Below are 14,638 nucleotides of genomic sequence, written 5' to 3' on the forward strand. Positions count from 1 at the left end.
GGTGCAGGTCAAGCCGTTTTTTGATCCGCGCCACCATTGTGATCCCCGATCCGACCTCGTTCTGCCGGTTGAGCGGGTGCCTCGACGCCGGTGATCCGGGTCAATCCGGCAGTTTTCAAAGTAACTTAGGGTTACAGGGCATTTAACTGCGCTGGACCATTTGCGTGTGAGCGTCACCGCGGCGGCTACGAAAACTCGTGCCTGATTGTGTGTTCAGGCTGGACCCTATTGGCAAGTTTTGGCATATTCGTGCAATGCCAAATCATAGGGCCGGCCAATGCTAGCACCCGAACGCCACGCCATTATTCTGGAAGAAGTCTCGCGCCAACCCGCGGTCTCGATCCGATCTCTGACTGAACGGCTTGGTGTATCCCGGGAAACCGTGCGCAAAGATATTGAACAGCTGGCTCAGGAGAACAAGCTTCATCAGGTGCGGGGCGGGGCGACCAGTGTGCGCAGGCAGGAACCTTCCATGGCCGACCGGTCCCAAACCAACCCGGAGGGTAAGAAGCGGATTGGAGCCTATGTGGCCAGCGTAATCCCGGACGGGGCCAGCGTGATAGTTGACAATGGGTCAACGACACTGGCAGCGGCGCAGGCTTTGGCGACTGTGCGCCAGAATCTTACTATATATACCAACGACTTAACTATTTCTTCTGTGCTGGCACCAGCGGCCACCGAAGTCACGCTGCTGGGCGGGCGGCTGAATTTTTCAGAGAATGCTACGTTGGGTTTGGACACGCTCGATCACCTGTCGCGGTACAATGCGGAATATGCACTGATAGGGGTCGGCGGTGTGAGCTCTCGGGCATTGTTTACAGACTTTTCGCTAGAAGGTGCCAACCTGCGTCACATGATGATGGAACGGGCGCAGCGGCCACTGATCCTGGCGGATGGCAGCAAGTTCGACGTGGTTGGTCCGATCGCGATGAAACCGCTGCCGGTGAAAGCAGCACTGGTGGTGGATGAGGAGTTGCCAAATAGCATAGTTGGCGCGCTACAAAACCAACCCGTGGATATTGTGAAAGTGTAACGCAAAAATACGAAAGCAGTTGCCAAAAATTGCAAAGCACAAATAGGGTGGAAGCAAATCCGAATCCCTGAGTACGGAGCGAGCCGATGGCTGACACCAAACTTCCGCACAGCGCACAATATGTCATTGTGGGAGGCGGTATCATTGGCTGCTCGGTTGCGTATCATCTGACCAGGATGGGGCATCGTGACGTGGTGCTTCTGGAGCAGGGGCAGCTGAGCTGTGGCACCACATGGCATGCGGCCGGTCTGGTTGGTCAGTTGCGCAGCCAACCCGCGATGACCAACCTGATTCGCTATTCGACCGAGCTCTATTCGCAGCTTGAGGCAGAGACCGGGCTCGCGACAGGCTGGATGGAGTGCGGCTCGGTTACTGTTGCACGGACAGATGACCGTATGACCATGCTGCTGCGCACGGCTGCGGCGGCGCGGGCGCAGGGTGTCGAGGTTCAGGTCATCAGCGCTCAGGAAGCGCAGGACAAGTGGCCGGTAATGCAGGTGGATGATGTCAAGGGCGGGTTGTGGATGCCCGGGGACGGAAAGGCAAATCCGACCGATCTGACTCAATCGCTGGGCAAGGGCGCACGGATGGGCGGCGCAAAGGTGATCGAGGGCATAAAGGTCACCGATATCCTGACTGAGAATGGCGCGGTAAGCGGTGTGGTGACTGATCAGGGCACGATCAAGGCCGAGGTCGTAGTCAATTGCGGTGGCCAATGGGCACGGCAACTTGGCAAGATGTGCGGCGTCAACGTTCCCATGCATTCGGCCGAGCATATGTATATCGTGACTGAGCAGGTTGAGGGTGTGACCCCTAACCTGCCGGTGCTCCGCGATCCAGACGGTTACATCTATTTCAAGGAAGAAACCGGTGGTCTGGTGTTGGGCGGGTTCGAACCTGAGGCCAAGCCCTGGGCAATGGATGGAATACCTGACAAGTTCTTCTTCCAGTTGCTGCCCGATGACTGGGACCAGTTCGAGATACTTTTGAAAAACGCACTGGTCCGGGTGCCGCAGATGGCCGAAGCCGGCGTGCGCAAATTCTACAACGGCCCCGAGAGCTTTACGCCTGACAACAACTATCTGCTTGGAGAGGCCCCTGAACTGAAGAACTTCTTCATCGGCGCCGGGTTCAACTCGATGGGTATTGCCAGCGCCGGCGGGGCAGGGCGCGCTCTGGCAGAGTGGATTGTCGAGGGGGCTCCGACCTCGGACCTGTTTGCCGTTGATATCCGCCGGTTTGCCAGTTTCAACAACAACCCCACTTGGCTGCATGACCGGGTCAAGGAAACTCTGGGACTTCATTACGCGATGCCCTGGCCGAACCGAGAGCTGGATTCGGCGCGTCCATTCCGACGCTCTGCCCTCTATGACCGTCTGGCGGCGAAGAATGCCGTATTTGGATCGAAAATGGGCTGGGAGAGGGTGAATTGTTTTGCGCCTGAAGGTGAGGCGCCCGAGATTCATTACAGTTTTGGCCGTCAGAACTGGCATGACGCGGTTGCCACTGAGCATAAGAATACCCGCGAGGGGGTTTCGGTCTTTGACCAGAGCTCGTTTGCCAAGCTCCTGGTTCAAGGTCGCGATGCCTGTGCCCAGCTAAACCGGATTTGTGCGGCCAATGTGGATGTGCCGGTGGGTCACACAATCTACACTGGCCTGCTGAATGAGCGCGGCGGGTATGAATCCGATCTGACCGTGCTGCGCCTAAAGGATCAGGAGTTCATGCTGATCACGGGCTCGGCACAGGCTGTGCATGATACGGATTGGATACGCAGGAATTTCGTCGAGGATGCACACGCATTCCTGACGGATGTAACTTCGGCCTGGTCAGTGCTGGCCGTTATGGGGCCAAAGTCTCGCGACGTGCTCCGCAAGCTGACCAAAACTGACCTGTCCAATGCCGGTTTCCCATTCGCCGCGGTACAGGAGATTGACCTGGGTTACGCCACCGTGTTGGCAAATCGCATGACCTATGTAGGCGAACTGGGTTGGGAACTGATGGTTCCGGTTGAATTCACCATCGGTGTCTATGAAGACCTGATGTGCGCCGGAGCAGAGTACGGCATTCGCGACGCCGGATATTATGCGCTGGAGGGGCTGCGGCTGGAAAAGGGATACCGCGCCTGGAGCCGTGAATTGACCCCCGGCATCACACCGTTGCAGGCGGGGCTGAGTTTTGCGGTCGATTTCGAAAAGCCGGGCGGCTTTATCGGGAGAGAGGCGCTGCTGGCTGCGAAAGAAGACCCCAGTCACCTGAAAACCCGCATTGTTCAGCTGGTGCTGGATGATGGCGCACAGCAGCTTTGGGGCGGCGAGGCCGTCCTGTGTAACGGCGTTGAAATCGGAGAAGTTCGTTCGGCGGCGTATGGCCATACGCTGGGGGCAGCGGTAGCTTTATGCCAGCTTGACGCGCCGGAACGCATCACATTGGAATATATCCGGAACGGCGTTTTCGAGATTGATCTTGCCGGAACCAGATTTTCAGCAACAGCCCATTTAAGAAGCCCATATGATTTCGGGAACGAACGACCCAAGATGGACGGCTAGGTTCCGATGGTAAACGACTGGCCTAAATCCAGATGAAACACTGTTCTGTCATCAAACCTGACACGGCGCATGTCACGGATATCAGCACTTTTGTGCTGGGATGGATTGCCGTTGGGTCAGCTTTCGTTGGGGCTGGCCTATCTGAGAGTCGAACTGTGATGAAAGAAAAAAAACTTGCTCATATCGTCGAGCCACAATGACAATACAGGCAGTTCTCATCGTATTGACCGCAGCCGTGTTGCACGCGCTCTGGAATGCGGTTGTCAAAGGCGCGCCCGACAAAGCCGTGGTTTTGGGGCTGGTGTCGCTTGGCCACGCTGTGCCTGCGTTGATTGCGTTGCCTTTTGTCGGGTTGCCAGTTTGGGCAGCTGTCCCCTTCATCATCGGTTCGACCCTGATTCACTGGGGTTACTATTGGTTTCTCAACACCGCGTATAAGCACGGTGACCTGTCGGTAGTGTACCCAATCTCACGCGGGATGACGCCAATCCTGGTTACGGTGGGTGCTATCTTTTTTGCGGGTGAGTTTCTGCCGCCGATCGCATGGGCCGGTATTGTCTGCATCTCGGTTGGGATCGGATGTCTGTCCTTGGCCGGGCTGGGCAGAAACACAAACTGGATCGCCGTAGCGGCCGCGTTTGGCACGGGTTTGATGATTGCGTCCTATTCGATCGTGGATGGTATCGGTATCCGGCTTTCCGGGAATACGTTGGGATACATTGCAGCATTGTTCGTTGCCGAGATTATTGTTGCCGGGTTTATCTTCACGACCAGATGGCAGCGTTTCGTTGCACTGCCCAAGCGCTATGTCTGGGCGGGCCTGACAGGCGGCGTCATCTCTGGGCTGGCGTACGGGTTGGTACTCTATGCCAAGACCATTGCGCCCTTGGGCGTGGTATCCGCCCTCCGGGAAAGCTCAGTTATCTTTGCGTCGCTTATTGGCGTGATGTGGTTTGGTGAGGGGCCAAAATCCAACAGGCTTCTTGCAGCGACCATCGTCGCGATCGGAATAGTAATCCTTGCAAAGACACGTTGAGCGTCCTTTGGGGCATCGAAGAAAAGTTTGCGGAATTCAGACCCTGAAACATGCCTGAGTGTTCTGCTGATCGTCATAAGCCATTTCCGCAATGATTTGGTGGGGTAGGGCGGTTTCGGTTGGGTGGCGGACGGCCCAAACCGCGAAGACCTTGGGGAAACGTGGTTGGTTTTGCCCGCCGTTTTGCCGCCAACAAGCCTGTTGAGCCAGCCGGGTATCCCTTTTTGTCCCAGCCTCAATGAAAAGACAAAGCTTGAAAGATGTCTTGGATGATACGGAAGCCGAACGCTCTGAACGCAGCGGTTTTTAACTCGCCTTTGGTAATCCGGAAGAGCCGACGAACCGGATGTCAGACCTCAGATTGCCTTCGCGGCAGTCCAGTTTGTCCATTCTCTGTACGAAACCATACCGGCTGGCCGCAATTGGTGCCTGCACGCTGCATGTACACTTGGATATGGATGAAAACGGGGAAGTTTCGCCGATAGGGATGCGTTCGGAATAATGGACCATGAGATCGCACAAAAGCAAAAAACCAGGTTCGTGAATTCGCCCTGTTCGGCCTGGGGCCTTGCCAATTCCACCTATAGGTATTGCTTATGACATCGAAGATATAATCGATTTTTATTGGCGTTTTTATCTGTCAAACTGCTGTCAAACAATCGGTGCATAATAATCGAGTTCGAACGCCGCGTAAGAATGGCGAAAACAACATAATTACCAACAGAGGATCACAATGAAACACACGACATCATTTCTCGCGGCTCTGACTATAGGTGCGCTAACGGCAACGGTTGCGGCATCGGAAACTGAATTGACAGTTTATACCGCAGTCGAGGCGGAAGACTTGGCCCGGTACGCCGAAACTTTCAATCAAAGTCACCCTGATATCAAGATCAATTGGGTTCGCGACTCGACCGGCATCATTACGGCGAAATTGCTGGCAGAACGTGATAATCCGCAGGCAGACGTTGTTTGGGGCCTGGCCGCCACGTCGCTGCTGCTGCTGAAATCAGAAGGTATGTTGGAGCCTTATGCGCCGGCTGGTGTGGAAAAGCTGGACATAAAATTTGTTGATGGCGACAACCCCCCTGCCTGGGTCGGTATGGACGCCTGGGTTGCTTCCGTCTGCTACAATACAGTCGAGGCCGAGAAGGCCGGGTTGACCCCGCCGACATCCTGGAAGGATCTCACCGACCCAATGTACAAAGATCAGGTGATCATGCCCAACCCGAATTCATCGGGTACGGGGTTCCTTGATGTGTCCAGCTGGTTGCAGATGTTCGGTGAAGAAGGTGGTTGGGAATACATGGATGCGCTGCACGAGAACATTGCACGGTACACCCATTCAGGTTCGAAACCTTGCAAGTTGGCGGCAGCAGGCGAGATCCCTATCGGCATCTCTTTCGCGTTCCGCGGGGCAAAATCCAAAGCCGACGGCGCGCCGCTTGAGATCATCGTGCCTTCTGAAGGCGTAGGCTGGGACATGGAAGCCACCGCAATTGTTGCTGGCACTGCAAATCTGGAGGCCGCGCAGAAGCTGGTGGACTTCACGGTCACCAAGGAAGCCAACGAGATGTACAACACCGGCTATGCCGTCGTGGCTTATCCAGGTGTTGCAAAGCCGGTTGAGCACTTCCCAGACGGTCTGCTGGATGCAATGATCGAAAACGATTTTGAGTTTGCCGCCAATAATCGCGCGGCAATCCTGAAGGAATGGCAGTCTCGCTATGACGGAAAGTCGGAAGCGAAGTAATCCCTTTAGCAGGAGAGGCTTTTGTGCCTCTTCTGCACACCAGTTTCTTGTTCCCCAACAAACAACTTACTCACCCGGTTCAAACCGGCCAGGATCGGCCGTGCCCGAGGTGCAGATGTGAGGACCTCTCCCGTGCTTCAGAAAACACCACCCGGTGAACTGTATCTCAGCATCCAGAATTTGTGGAAGGCGTTCGGAAGCTTTCTGGCGCTCAAGGACATCTCTCTTGAAATCAATGAAGGGGAATTTGTCTGCTTTCTAGGCCCGTCCGGTTGCGGTAAGACCACTCTTTTGCGGGCGATTGCCGGATTGGATTTGCAGACAAAGGGTACAGTCATGCAGGATGGCAAGGACGTATCCAATCTCCCCCCGTCCGAACGGGATTTCGGGATTGTGTTTCAGTCCTACGCTCTGTTCCCGAACCTGACGATTGAAAAGAACATCGCCTTTGGCCTTGAAAACACCGGCCGCAGCAAATCGGATATCGCTGTTCGGGTAAACGAACTCTTGAATCTGGTTGGTTTGCCGGAACAGGGCAAGAAATATCCAGCGCAATTGTCGGGTGGTCAGCAGCAACGGATTGCACTGGCCCGTGCCATCGCGACCAACCCGGGTCTTTTGCTTCTGGATGAGCCGTTATCGGCGCTGGACGCCAAAGTGCGCGTTCATCTGCGGCATGAGATCAAGGAGTTGCAGCGCAAGCTGGGTGTGACCACCGTGATGGTGACCCACGATCAGGAAGAAGCGCTGGCCATGGCAGACCGGATCGTGGTCATGAATCATGGTGTGATCGAACAGGTGGGGCCTCCCACCGAAATCTACCGGGAGCCGGCCAATCTGTTTGTCGCCGACTTTATCGGTGAAATGAACCAGATCCGGTCGCAGGTTACCAAAGGCGGACGATTGAGCGTCGGGGAAAAGACCTTTGCCTGCCTTAGCCACAAATTCAACGATGGGACCCCGATCATCGCAGCTATTCGACCCGAAGATATCATCCCTCATGAAGCTGGTTACCTGGACACAGGTGGCAATCGGAACTGCATAGAGGTCACGCTTGATGAGATGGAGTTCCTGGGTTCGTTCTGGCGCTGCCGATTGAACAACGAGAGGTTCGGATCATCGGAACTAATCGCGGATTTCTCGATTAACGCTGTACGTCGTCTTGAGCTGGAAGAAGGGCGCAGCATGGTGATTGAGCTCCCCGAAAACCGCCTTATGGCTTTTGACGTCCCGGAGGCTGAGGCATGAGCTCGCTTTCGACCAACCAAGGCACCTTGCCAGTCGGGCCGGACATCAAGCCCAAGCTCAGCCGCGACGACATCCTGATGCGCGGAAGCATGATGGTGATCGCGCTATATCTGGTGGTGACGCTGGCGTTGCCACTTTACACGATGCTCTCCAAGTCGTTCTCGACCTATCGGATAGAACTGTCCCAGTACGAGTTTCAGGTAAGTGACGATGCAGGCGTATTCGATGGAACGATCCTGTCGGCTGACGAACTGAACAGGCAATTGAGGGTCTTTTCCGACACTGATCTGGTGACGGGCTCGGACGGACGTTTGCCTGTGACCGGACTCTTCCCTGATTTCAGCTTTCGCAGCCCGGTCATGTACAAGATCCGTAACACAACGGATACCGGGCGCTTTCTGGTCGGGTCGACTTTGAATGAAGGCGCCGATTGGGTCGAGCTTGATTCCAACACGTTCCGCCGGGTGCAAATGCGGCCGGTCCAGTCGCGAGGGCTGGATAATTTCATCAACTACTTCTCGACACCGGCACTGTTCAATTCGATCAAGAACTCTCTTTGGATTTCGGTTGTCAGCACCATTGTAACGGTGACGCTGGCGTTTTGGTTCGCCTATGCGCTGAACCGAAGCTGCATGCGGTTCAAAGGCGTTTTTCGCCTCATTGCCATGGCACCGATCCTGGTTCCGTCGCTCTTGCCGGGCATCGCGTTGGTCTACCTTTTCGGCAACCAGGGGATGATCAAGGAGTTGCTGTTTGGTGCCAGCATTTACGGCCCCATCGGCATCGTGATCGGATCGGTTTTCTTTACCTTTCCGCACGCATTCCTGATCATATCGACCGCGCTCGCGATATCTGACGCGCGCCTGTATGAAGCTGCTGCCAGCTTGCGGTCGACGCCATGGCGAACCTTCTGGACCGTAACGATACCCGGGGCCCGCTATGGGCTGATCTCAGCGGCCTTTGTTGTTTTCAATCTGGTGATCACCGATTTCGGTCTACCCAAGGTCATCGGCGGTCAATTCAACGTGCTTGCAGTGGATATTTACAAACAGGTGATCGGTCAGCAGAATTTTGAGATGGGCGCTGTGGTATCGGTGGTTCTTGTCATCCCGGCCATCCTGGCATTTGCCATCGACCGGATGGTTCAGTCCAAGCAGGTGGCGCAGCTTTCGGCGCGTTCTGTGCCGTATCAGCCGACTCCAAACCCAAAGGCTGATCGCATATTCCTGATCTACTGCAGCTTGGTCGGCCTGTTCATCGTCGGTCTTCTGGCTGTGTGTCAGTTTGCGGCGCTGATCAAGTTCTGGCCGTACGATCTTAGCCTGAGCCTCAAGAACTATCAGTTCAACAGAATGGACGGCGGCGGCTGGGGATCGTATTTCAACTCGATCAAACTGGCGTTGCTGACGGCGGTTATCGGCACGACAGTTGTGTTCTTCGGGGCTTATTTGGTGGAAAAATCGAACGGGTTCAGAACCGGACGGTCGATTTTCCAGATGTTTGCGATGCTGCCGATGGCGATCCCGGGCATGGTATTGGGGCTGTCGTATATCTTCTTCTTCAACAACCCATCCAACCCGCTGAATGGGATTTACGGCACGATGGCGATCTTGGTGATTTGTACAGTGACCCACTTCTACACCGTGTCGCACCTGACGGCCGTCACCGCGCTCAAGCAAATGGACAGAGAATTTGAGTCGGTGTCGTCTTCGCTCAAACAACCAACGATGAAGCTGTTTGCACGGGTAACGGTTCCGGTTTGCCTGCCAGCGGTTTTGGATATCTCAATCTATCTGTTCGTCAACGCGATGACGACCGTGTCGGCAGTGGTGTTTCTTTATTCTCCCAAAACGACGCTTGCGTCCATCGCGGTGCTGAACATGGATGATGCCGGGGATATCGCACCGGCGGCGGCAATGGGTATGATGATCTTTTACACCAACGCTGCTGCCCGGATCGTTCATCTGATTGCTTCAAAAGGCATTCTGAAGCGCACTCAGGCTTGGCGAAGCAGGTAGTCAAAGAACTCTGCCCCGCCGCTGATCAGGTATCGGCGGCGGGGCTTTTTTCTTCCAGCGCGCGCTGGGCGAAGTCCATAAAGGCTCGGATGATCTTTACGTTGCGCCGTTGCGAAAGCGAAATCATGCTTTCACCCATTTGCAACTTCACGCCTTTCAGCTTGATTTGCCGCAACCGATCATCGTGCCCATACTCTGCTTCAGAGACAAATCCGATGCCTGCACCCGAGGCTACAAGCTCGCGTACGGCCTCGCGCCCTTCCGCAACGATTGCAGGATTCAACGTGATACCGCGCCTTTCGGCTTCTTCTTCCAGTTTCTGACGTGTTTTTGACCCATGCTCTCTGAAAACCAGCGGCTGATCGGCCAACTCTTCCAAAGAAAGCGAAGGTTTGGATGCCAAAAGCACACCTTGCGCGGCGAAGGCCACGATTTCAGTGGATCCCAGATTCAACACATCCATATCCTTGCCAGGAGACAAGCTGCCAACAACGCCGATCTCTGCGTTGTACGACCGAAGTTCTTCCAGAATTTCTTCGGTGTTTCCGGACCGCACGGTGATGGTGATTTTGGGATACTTCTTTTGAAACGAACCCAGGAAAGACGTCATGTGATGCGCTGAGTCGGCAATGATCCGCAATTCCCCGTCGATCGCGGCCTTGGTTTCCGAGAGGTAGTCCTCGATCTGATCTTCGATCTCAAAATACTGCTTTGTGAACTGGTAAAGCTGTTCGCCTTCGGGGGTGAGGTTCACGCGTTTTCGTTCGCGCTGAAACAACAACAGGTCGTGATCCTGTTCCAGCTTTCGAACCTGTTCGGAAATCGCCGGCTGCGTCAGAAAAAGTGCCTCGGCCGCGCGGGAAAACCCGCCATGTTTGGCCACGTAATGAAAGGCTTTGAGCTGGCTGTGCCGCATCACCGGTCCCCAATGATTAATGCATAGGCTGTACTTATAATTAGATTGATATTTGCAATTTCACATATAGCAACCGTTGCTGCAATGGTGTTTGTGAAAACGCTGTTCTGGAGCCTGGTAATGACGCCATCCCATCCAAAAATCGAGCAACCGCGCCTCGGCGAACCATACCTTTTGACACCCGGGCCATTGACGACGTCCTATGCCGTGAAAGAGGCCATGTTGCGCGATTGGGGCAGCTGGGACGACGACTTTCGCGCCATGACCCGGGAAGTACGATCAAGCCTGCTGGACCTGCTTGGTGAGGGCGCTGACGCGTTTGATTGCGTCCCAATGCAGGGCAGCGGATCGTTTTCAGTCGAGGCGATGCTGGCATCCTTCATCCCGCCGGAAGGAAAGGCGCTGGTATTGGCCAATGGCGCCTACGGGCAGCGTTCAGCCCAGACATTGCAGTACCTGGGCCGGGACCATATCGTGCTGGACAAGGGCGATTACCTGCCGCCACGGGGCGACGAGGTTGCGCGTATTCTCGCGGATGACCCGGCCATCACGCATGTTGTTGCCATTCACTGCGAAACCAGCTCGGGTATCTTGAACCCTGTCGAGGAAATATCCGAGGCCACATATGCAGCCGGTCGCAAGCTGTTGATAGACTCGATGTCTGCCTTTGGTGCGATCGAGCTCAGGCCCACAGATATTCGATATGACGCCATGGTATCTTCTGCAAACAAGTGCATCGAGGGCGTTCCGGGCTTTGGGTTCATTGTGGCGCGCAAGAGCGAACTGGAAGCCGCAAAGGGCAACAGTCATTCCCTGTCTCTGGATGTGCACGCCCAGTGGGCGCACATGAACAAGACAGGTCAATGGCGCTTTACCCCGCCGACGCACGTGGTTGCAGCCTTCATCGAAGCGCTTCGGGCGCACGCTGCTGAAGGCGGCGTTGCCGGCCGCGGCGCACGTTACACCCGCAACCGGGACGTTATGGTTTCGGGGATGCGCGAACTGGGTTTCGAAACACTGCTGGACAACCGTTGGCTGAGCCCGATCATCGTTACGTTCTTCTGCCCCGCCGACGAGAAGTTCGTATTCGATCAGTTCTATAACCTGATGAAAGACAAAGGGTTCATTATCTACCCGGGTAAGCTGACCGTCGTCGACAGTTTCCGCGTCGGATGTATCGGTCAGATGGACGAAGACGTCATGCGTAAGGTTGTGAACGCAGCAAAAGAATCCCTGGACGAAATGGGCGTTACAAGTGCCGCTCCTCCTCTCCGGGCACTGGAAGAACGCGCCAAGTTGGCCGCTTAAACATCAAGGAAAACACAGATGACTATCCAAACTCCTGTCGAAGCAAATGAGCGCGTCTATCCGACGCCGAAGGTGCCCGCCATTGCCATCTGCCTTGATGGATGTGAACCTGAATACCTCGATGTCGCGATTGCGAAAGGGCTGATGCCCAACCTCAAGCGAATGCGGGAAGAGGGCACGGACCGGCTGGCACATTCCGTTATCCCGTCGTTCACCAACCCCAACAATCTTTCGATTGCCACCGGGCGTCCTCCAATCGTGCACGGAATCTGTGGCAACTACCTCATCGACCCAGACAGTGGTGAAGAGGTGATGATGAATGATGTCCGCTTCCTGCGTGCGCCGACCATCTTTTCCCAGTTCTACGACGCGGGTTTCCGCGTGGCGATGGTAACCGCCAAGGACAAGCTGCGCGCGCTGTTAGGTGCCGGGCTGAAGTTTGACGAAGGCAGGGCGGTCGCGTTTTCTTCCGAACGGTCGGGTGAAACGACGCTGGCGGAACACGGCATCGACAACGCCAGCAAATGGCTGGGCATGGACGTCCCCGAGGTTTACTCGGCAGAGCTTTCCGAATTTGTCTTTGCCGCTGGCGTCAAGCTGCTGAAAGAGTTCAAGCCCGACGTGATGTATTTGTCGACCACCGACTATATCCAGCACAAGTTTGCACCCGATCAAAAAGGCGCACTCGATTTCTATGCCATGTTCGACCGGTATCTTGGCGAACTGGATGAATTGGGTGCGGCCATCGTGGTGACCGCGGATCACGGCATGAAGCCCAAGCATTTGGCGGATGGATCGCCCTCTGTAGTTTACGTGCAGGACCTGATGGACGAATGGCTGGGCAAGGACGCGGCACGGGTCATCCTTCCGATTACCGATCCATACGTCGTGCATCATGGCGCGTTGGGTTCCTTCGCAACCGCCTATTTGCCTGACGGAGCAGACCGGGACGATATCATCGGCAAGCTCAAGGTGACCAACGGCATTACGCATGTGCTGACCAAGGCCGAAGCGATCGAGCAATTCGAATTGCCAGGCGACCGCATTGGCGACATCGTGATGGTTTCCGGCGAAAACATCTGTATCGGCACGTCCGAGCATCGCCATGATCTGGCAGCGCTCAAAGAACCGTTGCGCAGTCATGGCGGTTTGACCGAACAGGAAGTCCCCTTCATCGTGAACCGCGTCATCGACCTGCCGAACCAACCCGTGCTGCGCAATTTCGATGCCTTCTTTTACGCAACAACAGCGGCGGCACAGTAAGCTATGAAAGATCAGACCATGTCGAAAATCGAAGTACGTAACGAGGGAATGCGGATCGGTGGCGAGATTGTCTTTACCGACGACACTGTTCCCGTTCTCTACCCGTACACCAACGAAGTCGTGGGCCACGTACCAGCCGGTAAAGCCGAACATGCGCGCCGGGCTTTTGAGATTGCGGCGAATTACAAACCCAAGCTGACCCGATACGAGCGCAGCCAAATCCTGCAACGGGCAGGCGAGTTGATTGGCGAAAAGCGCGACTATCTTGCGAAATGGCTGACGCTGGAGTTGGGGATCTGTCACCAGCATGCGATCTACGAAACCAAACGCGCGCAGGACGTGTACCAATTCGCGGCGGCCGAGGCACTGAAGGATGATGGTGAGATCTTTTCCTGCGACCTGACCCATAACGGCAAGGCCCGCAAGATTTTCACCACCCGAGAGCCGGTGAAAGCAATCAGTGCGATCACGCCGTTCAATCACCCGCTGAACATGGTCAGCCACAAGATCGCGCCGTCGATTGCCACCAACAATTGCATGGTTTGCAAACCGACTGAACTGACGCCGCTGACCGCATTGACACTGGCTGACATTCTTTATGAGGCCGGCTTGCCGCCCGAGATGTTCCAGGTCGTGACAGGTTGGCCCGGCGACATTGGCGACGAGATGATCACCAATGAACACATCGATATCATCACCTTTACCGGCGGTGTGCCCGTGGGCAAGATGATCGCCGAAAAAGGCGTCTACAAGCGTCAGGCGCTGGAACTTGGCGGCAACGACCCTCTGATCGTTCTGAATGACCTCACTGAGGCCGATTTGGACAAGGCGGCAACAATTGCCGTGGCGGGGGCTACAGGAAACTCCGGTCAGCGTTGCACGGCGGTCAAGCGCATACTCGTGCAGGAAAGTGTGGCCGACAAGTTTGTGCCGCTGGTTCTTGAGAAGGCGAAGAAGATCAAGTTCGGCGATCCGCAAGACCCGGAAACCGAACTGGGATGCGTGATCCATGGCAAGGCCGCCGAGATTTTTGAAAACCGTGTTCTTCAGGCGGAAAAAGAGGGGGCTGAAATTCTGTACCACCCCGGCCGTCAGGGTGCGCTGCTGCCACCTATCGTGGTCGACAAGGTGCCCCATGACAGCGAATTGGTGATGGAGGAAACCTTTGGTCCTATCGTGCCGATCGTTCGCGTGCCGGACAACGACGAAGAGGTGATGGCAATTTCAAACGGCACCGAGTTTGGCCTGTCTTCGGGTGTCTGCACAAACGATCTGAACCGGGCGATTGCTTTCATCAACGGGTTGAATGTCGGCACCTGCAACATCTGGGAACAGCCGGGCTATCGCATTGAAATGTCGCCCTTTGGCGGCATCAAGGACAGTGGAAACGGGGTGAAGGAAGGCGTCATCGAAGCAATGAAGTTTTTCACCAACGTCAAAACCTATTCGTTGCCGTGGCCTAACTAAGCGTACCGCCTTTTCCCCATCTGTGGAAAGGGTAACACAGTTCCTCC

The 14,638-nt window shown here is 55.4% G+C and carries 10 protein-coding genes; 9 read left to right on the forward strand and 1 reads right to left on the reverse strand.

From position 1 onward, the window contains the following. Positions 1-277: 277 nt before the first annotated feature. The 6 genes from AC2FFA_RS08895 (at position 278) to AC2FFA_RS08920 (ending at position 9,637) form a co-directional block, all read left to right on the forward strand. Positions 278-1,033, forward strand: a complete 756-nt coding sequence (locus AC2FFA_RS08895) for a DeoR/GlpR family DNA-binding transcription regulator (protein WP_496851209.1) — start codon at positions 278-280, stop codon at positions 1,031-1,033. A gap of 86 nt (positions 1,034-1,119) precedes the next feature. Further along, the gene (locus AC2FFA_RS08900) at positions 1,120-3,582 is read left to right on the forward strand and encodes a GcvT family protein (protein WP_496851211.1); all 2,463 of its coding nucleotides are present in this window, start codon (positions 1,120-1,122) and stop codon (positions 3,580-3,582) included. Positions 3,583-3,778: 196 nt separating this feature from the next. Next, positions 3,779-4,618: an EamA family transporter gene (locus AC2FFA_RS08905; RefSeq protein ID WP_496851213.1), complete on the forward strand. Its 840-nt coding sequence runs from the start codon at positions 3,779-3,781 to the stop codon at positions 4,616-4,618. A gap of 733 nt (positions 4,619-5,351) precedes the next feature. Then, on the forward strand, positions 5,352-6,371 hold the full coding sequence (locus tag AC2FFA_RS08910) for a putative 2-aminoethylphosphonate ABC transporter substrate-binding protein (protein WP_496851215.1): 1,020 nt from the start codon (positions 5,352-5,354) through the stop codon (positions 6,369-6,371). Between the two features lie 132 nt (positions 6,372-6,503). Next, on the forward strand, positions 6,504-7,619 hold the full coding sequence (locus AC2FFA_RS08915) for a putative 2-aminoethylphosphonate ABC transporter ATP-binding protein (RefSeq protein ID WP_117873033.1): 1,116 nt from the start codon (positions 6,504-6,506) through the stop codon (positions 7,617-7,619). Next, a complete protein-coding gene (locus tag AC2FFA_RS08920) occupies positions 7,616-9,637 on the forward strand; it encodes a putative 2-aminoethylphosphonate ABC transporter permease subunit (protein ID WP_496851217.1) in 2,022 nt (673 codons plus the stop codon). Before AC2FFA_RS08915 ends, AC2FFA_RS08920 begins: the two co-directional genes overlap by 4 nt. 25 nt (positions 9,638-9,662) lie before the next feature. Here AC2FFA_RS08920 and AC2FFA_RS08925 read toward each other — a convergent pair whose 3' ends face one another. After that, the gene (locus tag AC2FFA_RS08925; protein ID WP_496851219.1) at positions 9,663-10,553 is read right to left on the reverse strand and encodes a LysR substrate-binding domain-containing protein; all 891 of its coding nucleotides are present in this window, start codon (positions 10,551-10,553) and stop codon (positions 9,663-9,665) included. A 120-nt stretch (positions 10,554-10,673) separates the two neighbouring features. On the opposite strand from AC2FFA_RS08925, the gene AC2FFA_RS08930 reads away from it, so the two are divergent. The 3 genes from AC2FFA_RS08930 to phnY are packed head-to-tail and all read left to right on the forward strand — an operon-like array spanning position 10,674 to position 14,591. Then, a complete protein-coding gene (locus AC2FFA_RS08930; protein WP_299897721.1) occupies positions 10,674-11,861 on the forward strand; it encodes a 2-aminoethylphosphonate--pyruvate transaminase in 1,188 nt (395 codons plus the stop codon). A gap of 18 nt (positions 11,862-11,879) precedes the next feature. Next, a complete protein-coding gene (phnA, locus tag AC2FFA_RS08935) occupies positions 11,880-13,124 on the forward strand; it encodes a phosphonoacetate hydrolase (protein WP_496851220.1) in 1,245 nt (414 codons plus the stop codon). A gap of 18 nt (positions 13,125-13,142) precedes the next feature. After that, on the forward strand, positions 13,143-14,591 hold the full coding sequence (gene phnY, locus AC2FFA_RS08940; RefSeq protein WP_496670345.1) for a phosphonoacetaldehyde dehydrogenase: 1,449 nt from the start codon (positions 13,143-13,145) through the stop codon (positions 14,589-14,591). Positions 14,592-14,638 lie beyond the last annotated feature (47 nt).

This window comes from Ruegeria sp. YTSB088 (genome assembly GCF_059609825.1).

Coding starts and splice junctions, on each gene's coding strand:
- AC2FFA_RS08930 (WP_299897721.1), top strand. CDS start 10,674: ATGACGCCATCCCATCCAAAAATCGAGCAACCGCGCCTCGGCGAACCA.
- AC2FFA_RS08920 (WP_496851217.1), top strand. CDS start 7,616: ATGAGCTCGCTTTCGACCAACCAAGGCACCTTGCCAGTCGGGCCGGAC.
- AC2FFA_RS08895 (WP_496851209.1), top strand. CDS start 278: ATGCTAGCACCCGAACGCCACGCCATTATTCTGGAAGAAGTCTCGCGC.
- AC2FFA_RS08900 (WP_496851211.1), top strand. CDS start 1,120: ATGGCTGACACCAAACTTCCGCACAGCGCACAATATGTCATTGTGGGA.
- AC2FFA_RS08925 (WP_496851219.1), bottom strand. CDS start 10,553: ATGCGGCACAGCCAGCTCAAAGCCTTTCATTACGTGGCCAAACATGGC.
- phnA (WP_496851220.1), top strand. CDS start 11,880: ATGACTATCCAAACTCCTGTCGAAGCAAATGAGCGCGTCTATCCGACG.
- phnY (WP_496670345.1), top strand. CDS start 13,143: ATGTCGAAAATCGAAGTACGTAACGAGGGAATGCGGATCGGTGGCGAG.
- AC2FFA_RS08910 (WP_496851215.1), top strand. CDS start 5,352: ATGAAACACACGACATCATTTCTCGCGGCTCTGACTATAGGTGCGCTA.
- AC2FFA_RS08905 (WP_496851213.1), top strand. CDS start 3,779: ATGACAATACAGGCAGTTCTCATCGTATTGACCGCAGCCGTGTTGCAC.